Source organism: Desulfosporosinus sp. SYSU MS00001 (genome assembly GCF_049943955.1).
In the GTDB taxonomy this organism is placed as follows: Bacteria; Bacillota; Desulfitobacteriia; order Desulfitobacteriales; family Desulfitobacteriaceae; genus Desulfosporosinus.
The window spans coordinates 87,690-106,824 of the sequence record NZ_JBNFTW010000005.1 but is presented as its reverse complement, the minus strand read 5'-3'; the positions used below and the strand labels follow the sequence as shown (position 1 = coordinate 106,824).

Genomic DNA, 19,135 nt, shown 5'->3' with positions numbered 1-19,135 from the left:
CTCATACTTACTCTTTGCAATAGTTACGACAATCACAAGGAACAATGTTATTTAAATTCGCCAAAAAATTTAAAATTCCTCTCTTAAAATGCCGAAATATTATAGAAGAATTTAATTATTCAATAAGAATATATGGCTAGTGTCATAAGAATAGTTGATCTAATCGTAATACTCCCACTTCTTAGATGGGAGTGGGTCCCCCGCACTCTGCTTCGGTGAGGGTAGAGTCCATCCTTCAGGCGATAGTATTTGTTATGGGTTAGGCGCTTTCGGCGAAAGCGTCCACAGGACACTTTCGCCACCGAAGTCTCGATGTTCAGCTATAGCTGAACGAGTTCACGTTCCAGTGATTGCTGTATTTCTATGCGGCGTGAATTGGGAATAATGATTTCTCTTCCTAAGGAAAAGGAATAAAGAGAACACTGAATAACCTCTATACCCATAAGCCTTTCGATGGCCAAAGCATAAAGTGTCAGCTGAAGGGCATAGCGATCCCTGAGAAGTTGTTCAGGGTCCTTCCCTTCCTCTCTTAGAGAATCTGTTTTGTAGTCTAGAATTTCCGCCCTGATCCTCTGTTCCTTCTTAGTGATCATGACTACATCTATGACTCCTTGAACCAGGATATTCGTTTGAGCTTGTTTCTGAGGTGGAAAAGTCAGGGTAAAAGGAAGTTCCTTAAGGACTTGATCTGAACTGAAAAGACGTAACCCGAGTGAAGTATGGAGCAACTGAAGGATTTTCAGAGGCTCAATTGTATTCTTTTGTTCTGTAGTGATAATCTCCTGCTCTTCGAGTCGATTAAGCAATTCTTTGATCTGTATTGTTTGATCCGCTGCTTCCAGCTTCATCCAGGATGAACTCCAATCCTTAAAAGGCATATGCTGCATTACGGTATGCAGAGCAGTTCCTCGTTCTGCAGCTGTAAAGGAGTGAGACGACTGCAGAAATTTGGGCCGGAGAATCTGACTTTCCCTTGTCTGAAGGCTTTGATGTTGAGAGGTCTCGTCATCGGCAAACCAATTATGCTGACGTTTCAACTCCGAAACGCTGGTTTTAGCAACCTGGCTTACGGGATGGGGATATTTCCAACTTAAGCGGCGATCGACCTCAGTATACCATTGTTCGACGGATATAATCTCATCAGATATTTCGATAGTTTCTTCAATGGTTTGTCCAAGGTAATCTTGATCCTGCCCTTCTGCTTCTTGAGAAAGCAGAGGTACTTCTTGGAGGCTTATTTCTTGTTCCGATTCCAGGCTGTGATGATAGATGATGTCCCAAGATGAGTTTGCCTCAGGAATAGTTAAAACCGATTGTTCCTGGTTTTTTCCAAGACTAAGTGAAGGATGACGGACTAAAGCCGGAACAATCCAATCGAGAAAGGATTTAGCGTTTCTTAGTTGATCATCCGGCAGAGGGATCTCTTGGCAGCCGGAAACTCGCTGCCACTTCAAAAGAGCATTATCTAAGTTTTCTACGTTCCCGTAAAGAAACAGCCGTTCTTTGGCCCGAGTAAGAGCAACATAGAGAATACGCAGTTCTTCGGCTAAGGATTCTTGAGTTAGCCGCTGCTGAACAGCATATTGAATCAAGGAGGGGTAACGCACGTTATTTTCAACGTCAATGATTGGCATGCCCAGGCCTAATTGAGCGTGCAGAAGCATTTTCCCTTTCAGACTCCTTGAATTAAAGCTTCTGCCTAAGCCGACGACAAAAACTACTGGAAATTCCAGTCCTTTACTGGCATGGACCGTGATTAAGCGAACAACATTTTCATTCTCGCCTAAGGCACGGGCATTCCCCATGTCATGGCCCTGATCTTGAAATCGCTCTAAAAATCTAAGAAAGCGGAATAAGCCCCGGTAGCGTGTAGCCTCAAAGCGTTTAGCCCGGTCATAGAGTACCCGAAGATTGGCTTGACGCTGAACTCCTCCGGGCAATGTTCCCACATAAGTCAAATACCCGGTTTCTTCATAAAGTGACCACAGAAATTCGGCCAGTGACAAACGGCGGGACTGAGTACGCCAGTCTTGGAGGTTTGTCCAGAAATCAGCTGATTTCTCCTTTAACCCCGGAGCTGAGGCAAGTATATCTCTGGCTTTTTCTTTGCGCAGCACTATAGTATCGTTATACAGATTTAGAATCCGGGTAAACATGGCCAAGTTATCTTCAGAAAGGGTTTCCTCGCTAAAACTGGACCAGGCAGCCAGTGCCAAAGCCTCATAAAAGTCCCCGTCCGGAAGGATCATCCGCAATTTTCCAAGCTCAAGCCCGTTAAGTCCGACAAGAGGCGAACGCAGAACTGCTGCCAAAGGGATATCCAGGTGAGGGTTGTCGATAACTTTAAGCAGAGACAAGATAATTTCCACTTCATGCGCTGCAAAGTAACCTGTTGACGTCTCAGCATAAACCGGAATATCCGCCTTTTGAAATTCCTCCACGAATATGGGAGCGACCGCTGAATAGGAACGCATCAGGACTACGATGTCGGAATACTGGACGGGACGGAAATTCCCAAGATGTTTATCAAAAATATGAAATTCAGAACTTTGCACCATTCTTTGAATTCGCTCGCCGACAAAGTGTGCTTCAATTCTGGCCTTATCAAATTCTTCCTTGGAAGATTCTTGATTTGTCAAGTCCTCAGGGCTTGAACTTGGTTCCTGAGATGAAGTTTCAGCAGCCCAAGTGTCTTTAATGCTTTTTAAATCAATAAGATGAACTTCAATTGGCCCTTCTGCAGTGGGGATTGAATCTTGTCCTTTAACAAAAGAGGCGCCAAACCGTAAGGCTGCTTGATCATCATAAGTGATTTCGCCGGAACTCCTTGTCATAATTTGACGAAATAAAAAGTTCACGCCGTCGACAATTTCTTGACGGCTTCTAAAATTGCGATTTAAATCAATCACCATTTTGACAGGCGATGCTGTATCAACGTTTACTTCCGGATTCCAATGGGGTAAGTTCGCATACTTGGTCAGAAATAAACTAGGGTCGGCCATACGAAAACGATAAATACTCTGTTTTACATCCCCAACCATAAAAAGGTTAGGAGAACAATCCCGGCGGGAAACACGTTTTAAAATTTGTTCCTGAACAGGGTTAATGTCTTGGTATTCATCCACTAAAACTTCATGGAAATAATCCTGAATTCCCAAGGCAATAACAGTTTCTTTTTTTTCTTCTTCAAGCAAGCCAAGTGCAAAATGCTCAAGGTCTGAGAAATCCAAAATGTTGCGCTGCCTTTTGGCTTCCGCAAAGCTGCGGTTAAATTCCAAGACTAAACAGCTTATAGTCTGAGCCATTTTTGCCATAGGCTTTAAAGCTTCTAATTGGCGTTCATGGGGATATGAAAAAAGTTCGCTCCGAAGTGTTGTTAACTTTTTCTTGGCCTCATCCCGAAGCTTTTTGCATTCTTCCTGCAATTGTTTATCCCCTTTTGAACGAGCAGTCGTTAGTTTAGGAAATTTAAGGGATTCTTGAACTTGGATTTCGATCTGTGTCCATGAATTGGCACTTACAAGCTTTTGCAAAATATCCAAGCGATTGATGTCATCTTGTAATGTTTCCGCATATTGGACCGGGCCTTCAGGTTTTTGAGCAATTTGCTCAGCGCTTTTCAGATTGCTTAAGGCTTCCTGAAGGGAGTTAAGAAGTCCTTGACGAATAATTTGTCCCCACTCGCTCTCCATCATAATTTCGAGATTATTCCAGAGATAGGCTTGATCAAGAGAATTAAGCCAATGCAAGGGGCTAGGCTGACTTTGGGCAAAATCGAAAATACGCAGTATTTGTTCCATAACTGCCAGATCATCTCGATCAGAACCTAAAGCATCAATAAGTGCTCTAAAGTCAGTGTCTTCTTTGTTATACCAAGCTTCAAAGAGATCTTCAATGACGTCTTGGCGGAGGAGGGTTATTTCTGCTTCGTCGGCAACTCGAAAAGCTGGATCAAGATCCAATTGGTAAAAATATTTTCTAATTAACTCTAAGCAAAAAGAATGCAGTGTTGTAATATTGGCTTTCTGAAGCAGCGCACGCTGCTGGAGCAGATGTTCAACTTGCCGGAGGTCATCCTCCTGGAACAAGGCCTCGTCGATAGCTTTGCCGATTCTCTCTCGCATTTCATTAGCTGCTGCTTTGGTAAAGGTAACGACTAGAAAGCGATCCACATCGACAGGGTTGTCTAAATCTGTAATTTGTTTAATGATTCGTTCTACTAACACAGCTGTTTTACCGGAACCGGCAGCGGCAGCCACCAAGAGCTGACCGCGTAAATTAATCGCCGTATGTTGTTCTGCAGTCCATGAAGGCTTACTCATCATGATCTCCTCCTTCCAACCAATGTAATTCTCCTTTTGTTGACATGTGCTTATTTTCCTCGGGAGAGCCAATACTTTTCAGACGATTCCATAGATCTTCTTGGTCTAGTGGGTTCAGCTCCCGATATTGATTTTCCGGAAGGAAAGGATCGAAGTGACATACGGGGCGATAGGAGCAATATTGACAAGCGGTGCTTTTACCTCGTCGATAAGGGTTTAAGGAGATTTCGCCGGCAAGAATATCCTCTCCCCTTTGACGAAGGGCTTGATAAAGATAATGTTGAAGTATGGCAAATTGGTTTTCGGTGAGAACATTGGCTCCTTTCCTAAAGGAACCGTCTTTATTTAATTTAAGGCCCAGTAATTCGGATTGTCCGGAGGCAAAGGAGGAGTCCATCGCCTCCAGAACCTGAGGATCCGCTAATAAATAGCCGCTGACTTTAACGGCTTTTAGTCTTCTCTCTTCAGCTTCCTCCGCACTGAGGGGAGCTTTCTCGTCTAGCTGCGGTTCAAACACAGGAAAATAGAGAATACCTGCAGGCAATGGTGACGGGTTAACGGTATTTAATAAAACCTCTGCTCCCTGAAGAGCGACGCTTAGATACGTGAGCAATTGAAGATTAAGGCCGTAGTAAATGGTATCCAGAGCCAAGGTCTGTTCGCGGGATTTATAATCAAGGATTCTCAAATAAACTTGACCTTGCAAAAAGGCAGCGTCAACCCGATCAATTTGTCCCGTTAAAACTAAGGAATCTCCTTCGGATAAAGGAACCTCAATTCCGGGAAGTGTTTCCTTGGGACCGAATTTGACTTCCAATTGGATAGGAAGGAATACGCCTTGCCGCGCATGCTCTCCCAGTACTCGAACGGCATGATGAACTGTGCGTTTGAGCTTGTGAGTAATGTAGCGATAGCGAGCACTACTTAGGAGAATTTCGTGCTGTAATTGAGGTGCCAGTTGATCAGCACATTCCGTGACAAGCGCCCAGGACTCTTCCTTTGTCAATTTTCCCCAATCCAAATCTCTTTCCTGGAGTTTTTGGGCAAAATCACGTAAAAGAGTGTGAAAAAATTCTCCCATATCCGGCCGGGAAAGTTGATACGTCGCTCGTTCACGCAGCTTTAGTCCATAATGGGCAAAATGTCCAAAGGGACATTTGAAAAATTGTTCCAAGCGAGAAACACTCGCCTTTAAATGCTTGCCATAGAGGCGGCGAGCAAGTGAACGGGGAATTCGTTGTTCTTGGTTTTTGGCGGTAAGGCTGGACTGAATATAACTTAGCTTCCGCTGGTGATTAGGATCTTGGCCCAGCCATCTCTCAGCAGCTTGCCAAAGGGATGACAGAGGCTCTCCCTGCTGCAGATGTCGTAACTGATCAGCATAATATAGAAGAGTTGAGCTCCCTTGAGTAATTAATTCTAAGGCTTCCTGATTGCCTAAAAAGTCCTCGGAAATCGAAAAAAGATGTTTGAGGCGCAGGATAACAGAGGAAACTGTCAGTGCTTTCCCCTCTTCATCTGTTAGAGGATATGAGACCACTAACTTTTCCCTCGCTCTCGTAAAAGCAGTATAGATAAAAAATTGTTCCTCGTAGATTTGAGCTTTCCCTTTAGGCGCGAGAGAAATCCCCTCTTTTTCTAATTGTTCTCGTTCTTCCGCATCGAGAACTCCTTCAGAAGCAGGTCTGGCCGGAAGAACTCCTTCATTGGCTCCCAAGATGAATTGAATTCGCACCTCAGGATTGCGCGAACGGTCTAAGGAACCAACGAGGACTTGATCAATTCCCGGGGGAATCTGCCCGAGTTCCAGGGCTTCGATTCCTGAGGTAAGAATTAAGAGATATTCCTCAAGTTCCAAGGTTTCGTCTCCTAAACCGGAAACAATTTCATCGAAAACTTGGATAACAGCGTCCCAGAGCTGATCCTGAAGCCTGGCTTCACTCAGTTTTCCTTCGACTAGAGATTTTTCCGCCCACCTCTTTAAGGTTAAGGGGACGTTGAGGTTCTCTAAAAATGAAAACAGTGCTTCTGTAATCCCCCGAACTGTTAAGTCTTCTTTTTTCTTTATTGAATCGAGCGTATTGAATATTGGAATGATTTGCTCATAGATAATTGATCTGCAGGTATTTAACTGAGCTTCGAATTTTTGTTCACGATCAAGTTGTTCTTCATTCTCACCTAGTGACCATTGGCGATGATACCGCCAGGGGATATTGTTTCTCCAACGTTCTCCGTGTATCCCCTGCTCGAGAACATAGTTTTCCAAACGATCGATATCGTCTCTTTGCAGCGGGAAAAAGTCAGTCTTCAAACAGCGAAAGAGCGGTTCATACGCCCAATTACTGGAAACCACTTCCAGGATCGAAAGAACTAATTCAATAAAAGGATGATGAAGGATAGTGTGTTTATGATCAATATAAAAGGGAATCTCGTAGGAGGTAAAGACTTGAGAGATTAACTCCTGATACCCAGGAAGATCACGTGTCATAACGGACATGTCTCTCCAGAACATTCCTTCATCTCGGGCGTGACGTCGTAATTCTCTGGCAATCCCTTCAACTTCTGCCCGCCGATTGACTGCAGAAATTATTTGAATTCCGGGTAAATCCGCAGCGCAAGCGGATGTTTTCTGATAAGGAATCGTAGGATAGGTAGAATAATGCTTCTCTAAATAATCAAGCCAAGGATGGTTAAAGCGTTTTGTTGTTTTAAGAATTGTCGGAGGCAGAACTTGAACTCCAGTTTCCAGGGCCAATCGCTGCAATGCTTGATAAGTTTGCCAGGGACCTGTAAAAAACTCTTCTCCTATTTTTAAAGCGATTTCTTCCCGATCCCTCTCTTTAGCGATAATGTCCGGGTCAAGCGGAATTGTAATCACAACGTCTGCGGCCGTCATGAGGAGGTGCTTTAAAACTTCAAGCTCCTGAGGGGTAAAGCCAGTGAAACCGTCGATCCAAACTTGGGCTTCCTGAGCAAGAGGGGCAATGGGAATCTTGGCGGCTAGAAGGGAAAGCTCATCGTCAGGATCCCTTATATCTTGTCCAAGAGATACTTGAAATTCTTCATAGATTAAGGCTAAATCATGGAGCTTATTTTCCAATATCTCCTGATTGCTTTTAACATAACGCAAATCATAAGGGGTAATTCGATAGGTTTTAAATTCCCCGATGGTTTGTGACAGAAGGTCTGCCATTCCAGGCCGAGTTGCCGAACGGGCAAAGGCTTTAAGTTCCAGACGATGCTTTAAAAGAATTCGTCGCAAAAGCATCCGTTTGCCTGTAGCCCCAATCAGTATCTTCTGTCCTCCTCCGGTTTCTGCAAAAACTCGCCAGCCCATGCGCCGAAAACTTAAGACCTGAGCCCGCAGGCTTCCTCCCAAATCCGGCGTATTGGCCAGGGCCACTTCCATCTGATAGCTCGCCTGTTCGGGAACAAGCAGAATTATTGGATTTCCCCAAGGTTGGTTCCGAAGTTCTTGGCGGATTTCCTCTAAGCAAAGAGTACTTTTGCCACTGCCTGCTCGGCCAATTACCAATCGGAGGCTCAAATTAATTGCTCCTTTCCAATTATAAACATGACTAAAATTTGAATAACTAAATCTGTCAAATCTCTATATGCCGTACTTGAGAAATCTTACTTAACAGAGCTGCACCAACAGATGGCTGATAAGAAGGTTGAAGCAATCGCAGGTTAGAAAACTCTTCATGAACTGTCATTAAGAAGGTTGGTTCGATAAACTTCCAAATATGGATAATTCCTCCGACAAGCCCCAGATCAATACCTCCAGTTTTCCGGAGCAGTGCCCTGGTAACGAGCCCTAAATCTCTTCCTGCTTGAGCAAATATAGTTTGAGCGACAGCATCCTGGTTACGAGCTGCCTCTACAACTATGGGAACTAAGCCAGCAATATCTTTAGTTGTGCGTTCAGCTTGATTCAGCCAGTCAACGATTTCACGCACCTGTTTTAGCTTCAAATGATTTGTTACTTGTGATTCTAAAATGCTTTTAGGTCCGTAGCCATCACTGGATGCAACCATAGCCGCAAGTGCCTTGCAGCCTATATCGTAACCGCTGCCTTGGTCACCGATTAGATGCCCCCAACCTCCAACGCGAAAGACCTTTCCCTCGTCATCAACTCCGAGGGCCACAGTTCCGGTTCCAACAGCCAGAACATTTCCGGAAAATTTCCCTCGTACAGACATTAAAGCACCAAAAGCGTCATTCTCCATAACAATAGGAATATCCCGGAAAGATAATCCGAGCTCTTTTCCTAAGCTTAGCAATTCAGCTCTTAAGCCATTCGCCATAATATTCCAGTCCTCTAAGGTGTCAATCCCAGCAAGACTTATTCCGACACCTTCTAAAGTGTCCTCTTTCAGAGTATCGCGAATTCCGTTTACGATATTGTTGACAGCTTGCGTCCTGCCGACGACATGATAGTTACTTGAAGGATTGAGCTGAGACCAAAGTACCTTTCCAGTTGAATCAAGTGCTACAACTTCTGTCTTACTGGCTCCGCCGTCCACTCCGATTCTTATTCCCATGTTATCACTTCCTCTTCCTTGGTAAATCAAGTTGCTGTTTCGGCAATCCAATACTTTGTGTTGCCTTAGAAGCATACTACATAATAGATTATCTGAATTAAATTATAGCACGCGTCAAGGACATCAGAATGTTCCTATACTAAACTTCGCAGGAAAGGCAGCAGAACAACGGATAACCGGTTTTCTACTGCCTTTCCTGCGAAATTGAATATGATCATGTGCTTGGAGAGTAGATATGAGGATAAGATTTGGAAAGAGTAGGCATGGTTCAAGATATTTACCCATAGGATAATAAAAGCAATTGGGGGTGTAAGCAGTGGTTTTTTTGGTATTAACTCGACGAAGACTAATTGTTGTTTGCTCTTTTATCGCTATTTTAGGAGTTATTGCCTTCGCAACAGAGTTTTCCTTAACGGCCCCTTCTTTAGTACGAGCACCTGGAACCTATTATATGGCTCATACCCAGGAAAAAGTAGTTGCCTTAACCTTTGACGACGGTCCTGACCCCATTGACACGCCGAAAGTCTTGGAAATACTTAAGGAAAAAGAAGTAAGAGCAACATTTTTTGTTTTAGGGCAAGCTGTTAAGGATAATCCAAGGTTATTAAAGCGTTTAGCCAATGAAGGACATGAAATTGGAAATCACAGTTATGACCATGATTATAAACAACAACGCCTATTGAAAGAGATCAGTCAAACCGACGATGAGGTTTATGCGGCAACGGGTATCCATACTTATTTTTATCGCCCACCTGGAGGTTTTTTAACGAAGGCGCAGCTGGAAAGGATTAAAAAGAATGGACATGTCGTTGCTCTCTGGAGTGTCGATAGTAAAGACTGGCGCAATCCCGGAGTTAATCAGATCGTTAAAAATGTCATGGATAACGTTTTTCCGGGAGCAATTATACTTATGCACGATGGCGGTTATCATCGAACCCAGACCGTTAAAGCCCTGGGATTAATTATTGATTCTCTTCAAAGGGAAGGTTATCGGATCGTCACCTTAAGTGAACTGAAAAAATTTGATACAGAACGTAATTCGGGACTTAATTCAGAACTGAAGTGAGCAGTTAGGAACTCAAATTAGAAATACCTTTGGACTTTGGATCAAAGATTGATAATTGGTTTTTGCCATTGCGTTTTGAACAATAGAGAGCATCGTCGGCATGTTTGATGAGTTCTTCCGCTGTCATAGCGTGCAGCGGATAAACAGCCAGTCCCACCGAAATTGTGGTTTGCAGCAAAGGATTATTTTCCATAATTCTGACGCGCGTTGTTTCAAGCAACCTTTCAGCAATACCGACTGCTGCTTCGAGAGGTGTCTTAGGCAAGAGAATGACAAATTCATCTCCTGCATACCGTACCACAGCATCCCCTTCTCTTACAGTTTCCAGTAAGAGTTTAGCTAAGAAACGCAGATATTGATCCCCGACGGGATGCCCAAAATGGTCGTTAATTCCTTTAAAGTTGTCACAATCAATAAACAGAAGCGAAACTTTTCCCTTAGTGGTCCGGGCATGATTGATAGCACGTTCTGTTAAATCAGTAAGAGAACGGGAATTTAATAGACCTGTTAAACTGTCTGTCTCTGACAGACAGCGAACATGTTCATATAGGCGGGCGTTCGCTAAGGCAACACTCACTTGGTTGGCAAAGATCTGGGCTAATTGAAGATCATCTTTGCTAAAGGCATTTAAACTCAGAGTATAGATCCAAAGAACTCCAAAGGTTTCTTCTTCTAATTTAAGCGGAATTCCTATGACGGATTCGTCATCATAGGGAGTACCTGGAATGTGTATAGCCCTTGGATCGTGTTCAGCATCTCCGGTAAGGACTGCTTCACCTGTTGCTGCAATCCAACCTACCAAGCCAAATCCCACTCGGGGATGGTTATTGAGAATACTGGTTAGTATATCGGGATCACTTTGACTTTCACGGGCACTAATTACCCGCAGCGATTTTTCTCCATCTTCCATTAAGTAAATTGTACAGCCGTCTGCCCGAAACAAAGAAAAGATTTGATCAACCACTTGATTAGTTAAGTCACACAAATCAAGAGTTTTTGTTAAAGAGGTCGAGATATCGGATAATGCTGACATTTCTGTTTCGTGTCGATGAATTTGACGAATTGCATCGATCTCTCGATTAACAGCAATGCCTATAACGAGATAAACAAATGTATAGAGGAGCCATTGCAGGAGTGTTAGACGGTGTGTATGCTCATATAAAATAAGAAATGTTAAGCCAGAGGCGAGAATGATCTGAATTAATAAAAATTCCCACGGAAAATACAGAGCAACTAAAGCTGTGATAAGGAAGAAAAAGGATACTAAAGAGATGCTTTGATCACCTAGGAGCATGATTATCATTGTAAGACCAAACATGAAACAAATCATGCCTAAAGCCCAAATTTTATTTGGTCTCCATTTCTTCTCGCCTATCACCGTTCGTCACCTCTGTTCTATAACTGGTAAAGGATAACTTGTATGTTTTATATTGTCTATTTCTCTTTTCGGTGTCATAAATCCTGCAACAAGAATTTTATATCATTTTTATTCATTCATTTTTTAAGAATCCTCTGCCGAGAACTTCCCCGGCATTGGATACGATCATAAATGCTTCCGGGTCAACATCACGCACCGCTTGCTTTAAGCGACCTAGTTCCGGAAGACTAACTACACAGATAATAACATTTTTAGGCTCGTTAGAATAAGCGCCGCGGCCACTTAAAAAAGTTGCTCCTCTGCCTAAGTCCACCATAATTCGATCGACCAAAGCTTCCGGTTGATCGGATATAATCGTTATTGACTTCGAAGGTACGCCGCTTTGAATTATGTCGAGGACCCGACCGTAGACAAAAAGATTAACTAAGGTATAGAGAGCCCTATTTGAACCTAAGATTGCCCAAGAAACCAAAATTATCAGGCTATTGATCGCCAAAGCAGACGTTCCCATGGGCACTCCATATCTTCGATGGATAACTTTTGAAATAATATCCGTTCCTCCCAGACTTCCGCCAAAACGAAACACAATACTTGAGGAAATCCCCGAAAACACACCGCCGTAGACTGCCCCAAGAAAGATATCGTTTAACGGTACAGGATTGATACCTTTAAAGAGATCAAGGAAGATAGAAAATATAACTAATCCCCAGATGGTTTTAAAAATAAAGTCTTTGTTAATTTCTCTCCAGCCCAAAACGAACAAAGGAATATTTAACAAAAAGGTCATTAAGCCAATAGGGAGTTTTAAGGTATAAAGGAGCAGCAGCGCTATACCGCCAACCCCTCCTCCGCCAAGCCCAGAAGGGACGACAAAGGCTTGAACTCCATATGCGGCAATAATTGCCCCGGCAGCAATTGCTAAAATGCCGCCAATAGATTTAGTACGTTTCGATAACTTCATGCCTACCTCCATGAATCAAACCTCCCCTGTTTCGCGAAGCGGCCGGGGAGGTTTGAAATTAGTAATATTATACAGACATTTGAAGATAAGGTAAAGTTGTGGAACTATTATAACGTTATAACAGTGGTGAAAATAAACGAGCAAAGGACTCTTTCAGACGTTCAGAATAAGGACGAGTTTGGAACACTTCAAGGTCGATACTTCGTGATTCACGCAAATCATTTTCGAAGTCTTTAGCTAAGAGCAACGTTAATTTCTCATCATACATAAACGCGGAGATTTCAAAGTCAAGGGAAAAACTACGTACATCCATATTAGCAGACCCTACAGATGCTAAAGTATCATCAATGAGAAGAACTTTGGCGTGAAGAATTCCTTTCATATACTTATAGATTTTAACACCTGCTTCGAGCAGTTCTTCAAGATAGGAGTTCATAGCCCAGTAAGTCACTTTGTGTTCCGGTACTCCTTGGATAATGATTTGAACATCTAACCCTGACAGAGCTGCAGTCTTGAGAGCCATGATTAGACTTTCATCGGGTATAAAATAGGGTGTCTCAATTTTAATACTCTGCTTAGCCATGGTTATCGCGATGAAAAAGCCTTGGAGAATGGATGCACAATCAGAATCCGGTCCGCTGGCACCAATCTGAATAGGAAGTATATCAGCGATTTCAACCCTAGGAAAGTAGTTTTCACCGTTTATCTCCTGATGAGTTACAGTATACCAGTCGTTAAGAAAGATACCTTGCAGGGTATGGACGGATTCCCCAGATAATTTGAGATGAGTATCTCTCCAAAATCCAAGTTTCGGGTCACGAGAAAGATATTCGTCTCCAATATTGAGCCCTCCCATGTATCCCACATATCCGTCAATGATTACAATTTTTCGGTGGTAACGTAAATTAAGCCTTGGTGTTAAAAAGGGAAAGCGTAATGGAAAATACCATTGAGCTTGGATTCCAGCTTGTTTCATGGTAGACATGAAATTTCCAGCCAGGGACAGGCTCCCCACTCCGTCAAGGAGAACGCGTACTTCCACTCCTTCAGAAACTTTCTGAGAGAGAATTTTTAAGACGTCGGCACCTATTTCATCATCCTTGAAAATGTAATAGCTCAGATGGATGTGATGGGCAGCATTTTCTAACGATTGAAGCAAAGCTTTAAATTTCTCCCGGCCATTGACGAGAACGTCAACTTTATTATGAATCCTTAAGTGGGCATAACCACTATTCATAAGGAGGTTAGCTAATTTAAGGTCTAAATCATTATCCGGAGAAAAAGTCGGGTATTCATTCTTTGGGAAGGTATCATATTCATTGATTCTTTGTTTTGGCCTATTTGTTTTTTGAGCCTTTTTCTTAAACAGTTTATTGCGTTGCTTTTGAGCAAACAGAATATAAAGAAGAAAACCCAGAAGCGGCAGGAGACTTAGAATAAATAACCAGGTTACGGTTTTTCCCGGATCTTTATTTTCAAGAATAATCACAGTTCCCAAGAGCAATACTTGAATGCAAACCAATAATATGACCCATAACATAGTTCCACCGCCCAGTTATAATTTTCAGCGAGTGCCTTATTTATTGCTTTTCGTATTATGTGCACTCGAAGGACTTTTTAACTAGGAACTGAAAATCTATCACTATAAGCATAACTCTCTCTTGGAATTGCACCTATTGCTCTATCTTACGTCTTATTTTCATCTTTAATCAGTTCATCAAGCCGCTGTTTTGCTTCTGGAGACAATGTGTCCATTAAATAATTGCGTGGTCTTCTCTGTATTCCCTGATATTCCTGCTTTGTTCTTTCATTAGTCTCTTCGATCTCGGCCTTAAGTTCTCTGGCCGATAATAAGGCACATCCTTCCCCCCTGATAATAATCTGCTGTAAACCGTCTGATGTAGCAACCGTTATATTATACTTTTTCTGATTATCATGAGCGAATTTTTCAATATACTGGTCTGCTGTTTGTGCCTCCCTTGTATAAACCAGATGAATATTATGATAGTCGATGACTTCTTCAAGATGCCCCTGAACGAGGTAAGCATCGAACACAACGATAATTTGGCTTCTTCGAACCCCTTGATAATTGCTTAGACTATCCAATAATTTCATTCTGGCGCCGTCCATATTGCTATCTGCAAGTTCTTTGAGCTCAGGCCAGGCATGGATTACATTATATCCATCGACAAGGAGATACTCCTCTTTGTTTGCCTTCGCGCTGCTTACAGAGACAAAGTCTTCGTAATAACTTTCGTGGGCTGTTTTGCGTTTTTTCCAGGCGGATTTTTTTCCTTGGTTCGCATAGAAGGTATTATTAAGAATTTGGTCAATCTCATCTAAGCTAATCCACTTCTCTTCTGAGTATGAGACACGTTTAGGGGCCACTTCTCCAGTTGAATCTTCTTTTTTCTGAAAGTAACTCTCAACATGCATGTAATCCTTTACGTTATCCCAATCCACTAAAAAGCCTGAGCCATGTGCACAAAATACAGAACCTGTTGGATTATCAATGTCTCTTTCTGAATCATAGCCGATACTTTGAATGATCTCCTCCGCGTTGTGGCATGGTTTATACCCTTTTAAACTGAAGAAAAGCCTGCCAAGACCTTTTGTATAGGCGATAACTTCTTTCTGATAATTTCTCATGGTAAGAACAGGGGCACTCCCCACAAGAACCGATATCTCACCATTTGTCTGTGATAGTTCACATATACCATGCATTTTCTCGATGTCTGTCATAGCTCTTCCTACCATTTTTACCGGCAGTTCCAGCTCAAAGGCATAATAAGGCTCCAGTAATATAGATTCTGCTTCCTTTAATCCTTGGCGCACCGCACGATAGGTAGCCTCTCTGAAATCACCGCCTTCAGTATGCTTAGTGTGTGCTCTACCTGAGACCAAAGTGATTTTTATATCTGTGATTGTTGATCCTGTTAAAACCCCTTTGTGCGCTTTTTCTTCCAGATGGGTTAAAATAAGTCTTTGCCAGTTTTTACTTAAGGTATCCTCACTGCATTCTGCATCAAACATAAGGCCACTTCCCACCTCACCAGGTTCCAATAAAAGGTGGACCTCTGCATAATGGCGCAATGGTTCAAAGTGTCCTACCCCTTCGACGGCATTAGCAATCGTTTCTTTATAGACAATCCTGCCGGCATCAAAGGTCACTTGGACACCAAAACGGCTTTGTATAAGATTCTGCAAAATTTCGATTTGCACCTCTCCCATGATCTGTGCCTGAATTTCTTGTAATTGTTCATCCCAGACAAGATGAAGTTCCGGCTCCTCTTCTTCAATTTGACGCAGTTTGGGAATCATTACTCTTGGGTCACAGCCTTCTGGAAGTATAATCCGATAAAACAATACGGGTTCCAAAACCGGTGTATTTGAAGCTTCATCTATCCCTAAACCTTCTCCCGTTCTAGTTTGGCTAAGACCCGTTACAGCCAAGACTGAACCCGCTTCTGTTTCATTCACTGTCTCAAATTTCTGTCCGGAATAAATACGTATTTGATTTACTTTCTCTTCCCAAATTCCATTATTCAAACTATCTTTTACCTTAAGTTTTCCGCCTGTAAGTTTCATGTGCGTAAGACGGTTTCCCTGATTGTCTCTGGTTATTTTGAATATTTTAGCTCCGAATTGATTGGGATAGGTAGGTACTATGGTATAGTCGGCAATGCCCTGCATGAATTGCTCAACGCCTTCTAATTTTAAGGCTGAACCGAAAAAGCACGGAAATACGTTCCTCTCCGTAATTGCTTTTTTGATCTGCGCCGTTTCAATATGTTCTGTTTCCAGATAGGCTTCCATCATTGTTTCATCACACATGGCCAGTTGATCGTAAAAGTGGTCTGTCTTGACATGTTCAAATTCAACGCATCCATCATTCAATTGCTTTTTTATTTCTCTCATTAAATAGTCCTTATCCGTCCCATTCTGATCCATCTTATTGATGAATAAAAATACAGGTATCTGATACATGTCAAGAAGCCGCCACAACGTTTTCGTATGCCCCTGTACCCCGTCAGCACCGCTTATAACTAAAATGGCATAATCCAGTACCTGAAGTGTTCTTTCCATCTCAGCTGAAAAATCCACATGCCCAGGGGTATCCAGTAACGTAATCTGAGTTTCGCCTATTTCAAATATGGCCTGCTTCGAAAAAATAGTGATTCCCCTTGCTCGTTCAAGCTCAAATGTATCTAAATAAGCATTTTTATGGTCTACTCGTCCTAGTTTGCCAATTTTACCGCTCAGATAAAGGATGCCCTCTGATAAGGTCGTCTTACCCGCATCCACATGTGCTAATATTCCAATGACTAATTTCTTCATTATCTATGTTCAAATCCTTTATTCATCTGATTCTATCTCAAAGCATCAGGATTTAGGTTTTAAAGTCAATTCTTCAGATATTATGATACCAGTAAGTTTTGAGTTTAACAATTTCCTATATTATTATTTACATTAAAATTAAAAGCTTTAAGATTTCTGTTTAATATGTCTTAATATTATCAAATTAGATGGGATAGTTATTCCTCATCATATTTTGAAAAATGTATTAAAAAAACTCGACAATAATGCCGAGTTTATAATGTTCTTCGCTGAATCCAACAAAGGATAAATTTAAGGTGGCAATCAGGCCTGTTTTCCTGAAGAAAAATGTTTCTTAACAGTTACAGCACGAGAGCCAACCGGGAGAACCGTACGACCATAAAGTGGATTTAGAATTCCAGCTGCGGAGGCATACCATGCACAAGCTGCCGTAATTAATCCAAAAATACCCCCAGGAACACTTGAGATAATACCAAATTCGGCTAAATCCAATAAAACAAAGGCAATTTCCACGAAGGTAAATACTGCCAGTAAGGCATTGTTAATTCTGAAAGTCCCTATCCACATGTAGAAGGTAAAAATGGTGAAGCCTGTTAAGTATACTCCAAGAGCTATATGACCAGAAGCACCAAAATTGAGTATCTTGAGTGTCTCTAGTATGACAGTGGCTGCTAAGCCCATCCAAAATGCTCCATAAGTTGTGAAAGCAACTGCCCCAAACGTATTGTTCTTTTTAAACTCCCACATTCCGGCAAGGATTTGGGCTAAACCACCGTAAAATAGTGCCAGAGGGACAAATAATGTACCAAGTTCCGCTGGAACTAGTTTCGCATTTGACAGACTAAGTATGAATGTTGTAAGTGCAAAACCGGCTAAACCAAGTGGCCCTGGGTCGGCAATTGAACTTTCTCGGATCTCCATGATCTCTGCCATTAATCATCGACTCCCCTTTACTTTCATGATTCATAAGTTCTGAGACATTGGAATGATAAAATTGTTATAAGTCCAAAACATAGCTCTCCAGTTGTTTCACCTCCCATCATTGTTACTTCTTTAGAATATATATTAAGACCTTAATATTTAATTATATGAACTTTCTAAATTTTCATGATATGAGTATACCAATTACTAACATTTTCGTCAAGTAAATACTCAAGCTTTGAGTATCTGTTCCCTTTTCACAATTTTTTTCACCAGAGGCTGTGAGAAGACTAATTCATATTATGAAAAATTAATGCGCTGGCGAGATGAGTAAAATCTTCTCTGCCAACGCATTAATTTTCTTAACGAAATCTTCTTATAATAAGTTCCTCATAAGATCCGCTTTTACATTGCGTTTTTATAAATTTGAATAACTTGATCAAGGGTTGCAGTTCGTGGATTCGTTAATTGACAAGCATCCAGCTTAGCATTACCTGCCATAAGGGCAAAGTCCTCTTCTTTAACTCCCAGTTCTGCTAACCCTGTAGGAATACCAACATCCTGAGAAAGTGTTGCTATAGAGCTGAAACATTTCTCGGCAGCCTCTCTGGCTGAAAGCCCGGTAATATTTTCTCCCATGGCTTCAGCAATCTCCGCGTAACGTTCGACATTGCCAATCATATTAAAACGTGAGACGTGAGGCAAAAGGATGGCATTGCAAACACCATGCGGCAAATTATAAAATCCTCCTAATTGGTGGGCCATAGCATGAACATAACCTAAACTGGCATTATTAAATGCCATTCCAGCTAATAATTGAGCGTAAGCCATTTGTTCACGGGCTTCGAAATCTTCCCCATTGGCCACGGCACGACGCAAATACTTGCTAATTAATCTAAAGGCCATTAAAGCAGCCGAATCCGTTACAGGTGTAGCTATTGTGGAAACATAGGCCTCTACTGCATGGGTAAGAGCATCCATTCCGGTTGCAGCGGTTAAACTGGGTGGTTGTTTCATCATCAATAAAGGATCATTAATAGAAACATTAGGTGTTACATGCCAGTCAACGATAGCCATTTTTATATGTCTGGCTAAATCTGTAATAATGCAGAATCTTGTCATTTCTGCCGCCGTTCCTGCGGTGGTATTAATGGCAATCATTGGGGCCATCGGCAAGGGAGATTTATCCACGCCTTCATAATCATTAATTCTGCCACCATTTCCGGCAACCAATCCAATACCCTTTGCACAGTCATGGGAAGAGCCTCCACCCACCGAAACAATAAGGTTGCAGCCTTCTTTAGTGTAAATATCAAATCCATCATGAACATTTTTGTCGGTTGGATTTGGTTCAGCTCCCCCGTAAATGACAACTTCGAGGCCTTCTTTACGGATAATATCCGCAATTTCTTGAGCCATACCGATCTTTTCCAGGAATGCATCGGTTACTAAGAAAACTTTTTTACCGCCCAATAATTTTGCTTGTTTTCCGGTTTCTTGTACTGCTCCTGCTCCCATAAGGTTTACTGTTGGCATGAAATACCCATAGACTTGATGAATGATTCCCATGTTTTTAACCCCCATTTTTTATTAGTTTTAGCATTT

Annotated in this window: 10 protein-coding genes; 1 reads left to right on the top strand and 9 read right to left on the bottom strand. The window is 42.0% G+C overall.

Going from position 1 to position 19,135, the window contains the following annotated elements; all coding sequences use genetic code 11:
* Positions 1-320: 320 nt before the first annotated feature.
* Genes addA through ACPUYX_RS10945 form a run of 3 tightly spaced genes read right to left on the bottom strand, consistent with a single transcriptional unit; the run spans position 321 to position 8,866 of the window.
* The gene (gene addA, locus ACPUYX_RS10955; protein ID WP_426379887.1) at positions 321-4,322 is read right to left on the bottom strand and encodes a helicase-exonuclease AddAB subunit AddA; all 4,002 of its coding nucleotides are present in this window, start codon (positions 4,320-4,322) and stop codon (positions 321-323) included.
* Positions 4,315-7,869: a helicase-exonuclease AddAB subunit AddB gene (addB, locus tag ACPUYX_RS10950; protein ID WP_426379698.1), complete on the bottom strand. Its 3,555-nt coding sequence runs from the start codon at positions 7,867-7,869 to the stop codon at positions 4,315-4,317. Before addB ends, addA begins: the two co-directional genes overlap by 8 nt.
* 55 nt (positions 7,870-7,924) lie before the next feature.
* The gene (locus tag ACPUYX_RS10945; RefSeq protein WP_426379697.1) at positions 7,925-8,866 is read right to left on the bottom strand and encodes a BadF/BadG/BcrA/BcrD ATPase family protein; all 942 of its coding nucleotides are present in this window, start codon (positions 8,864-8,866) and stop codon (positions 7,925-7,927) included.
* A 316-nt stretch (positions 8,867-9,182) separates the two neighbouring features.
* Between ACPUYX_RS10945 and ACPUYX_RS10940 the strand changes: the two genes are divergently transcribed.
* Positions 9,183-9,932 (top strand): polysaccharide deacetylase family protein, encoded by a 750-nt coding sequence (locus tag ACPUYX_RS10940; RefSeq protein ID WP_426379696.1) that lies wholly within the window; start codon positions 9,183-9,185, stop codon positions 9,930-9,932.
* Positions 9,933-9,936: 4 nt separating this feature from the next.
* Here the strand turns inward: ACPUYX_RS10940 and ACPUYX_RS10935 are convergent, their stop codons facing one another.
* The 6 genes from ACPUYX_RS10935 to ACPUYX_RS10910 form a co-directional block, all read right to left on the bottom strand.
* Entirely contained in the window at positions 9,937-11,310 is a 1,374-nt protein-coding gene (locus ACPUYX_RS10935; protein WP_426379695.1) for a diguanylate cyclase, read from the bottom strand.
* Positions 11,311-11,422: 112 nt separating this feature from the next.
* On the bottom strand, positions 11,423-12,271 hold the full coding sequence (locus ACPUYX_RS10930) for a YitT family protein (RefSeq protein WP_088225513.1): 849 nt from the start codon (positions 12,269-12,271) through the stop codon (positions 11,423-11,425).
* A gap of 115 nt (positions 12,272-12,386) precedes the next feature.
* Entirely contained in the window at positions 12,387-13,811 is a 1,425-nt protein-coding gene (cls, locus tag ACPUYX_RS10925; protein WP_426379694.1) for a cardiolipin synthase, read from the bottom strand.
* Positions 13,812-13,957: 146 nt separating this feature from the next.
* The gene (locus ACPUYX_RS10920) at positions 13,958-16,609 is read right to left on the bottom strand and encodes an NYN domain-containing protein (RefSeq protein WP_426379693.1); all 2,652 of its coding nucleotides are present in this window, start codon (positions 16,607-16,609) and stop codon (positions 13,958-13,960) included.
* Positions 16,610-16,912: 303 nt separating this feature from the next.
* Complete coding sequence (locus ACPUYX_RS10915) at positions 16,913-17,542, bottom strand: acetate uptake transporter (protein ID WP_426379692.1); 630 nt, start codon at positions 17,540-17,542, stop codon at positions 16,913-16,915.
* A 393-nt stretch (positions 17,543-17,935) separates the two neighbouring features.
* The gene (locus tag ACPUYX_RS10910; RefSeq protein ID WP_426379691.1) at positions 17,936-19,099 is read right to left on the bottom strand and encodes an iron-containing alcohol dehydrogenase; all 1,164 of its coding nucleotides are present in this window, start codon (positions 19,097-19,099) and stop codon (positions 17,936-17,938) included.
* Between the last annotated feature and the right edge of the window lie 36 nt (positions 19,100-19,135).

What these genes read in the sequence shown, in the direction of transcription:
- ACPUYX_RS10945 (WP_426379697.1), bottom strand. Translation starts at nt 8,866, where the DNA reads ATGGGAATAAGAATCGGAGTGGACGGCGGAGCCAGTAAGACAGAAGTT.
- ACPUYX_RS10910 (WP_426379691.1), bottom strand. Translation starts at nt 19,099, where the DNA reads ATGGGAATCATTCATCAAGTCTATGGGTATTTCATGCCAACAGTAAAC.
- ACPUYX_RS10915 (WP_426379692.1), bottom strand. Translation starts at nt 17,542, where the DNA reads ATGGCAGAGATCATGGAGATCCGAGAAAGTTCAATTGCCGACCCAGGG.
- ACPUYX_RS10920 (WP_426379693.1), bottom strand. Translation starts at nt 16,609, where the DNA reads ATGAAGAAATTAGTCATTGGAATATTAGCACATGTGGATGCGGGTAAG.
- cls (WP_426379694.1), bottom strand. Translation starts at nt 13,811, where the DNA reads ATGTTATGGGTCATATTATTGGTTTGCATTCAAGTATTGCTCTTGGGA.
- ACPUYX_RS10930 (WP_088225513.1), bottom strand. Translation starts at nt 12,271, where the DNA reads ATGAAGTTATCGAAACGTACTAAATCTATTGGCGGCATTTTAGCAATT.
- addA (WP_426379887.1), bottom strand. Translation starts at nt 4,322, where the DNA reads ATGAGTAAGCCTTCATGGACTGCAGAACAACATACGGCGATTAATTTA.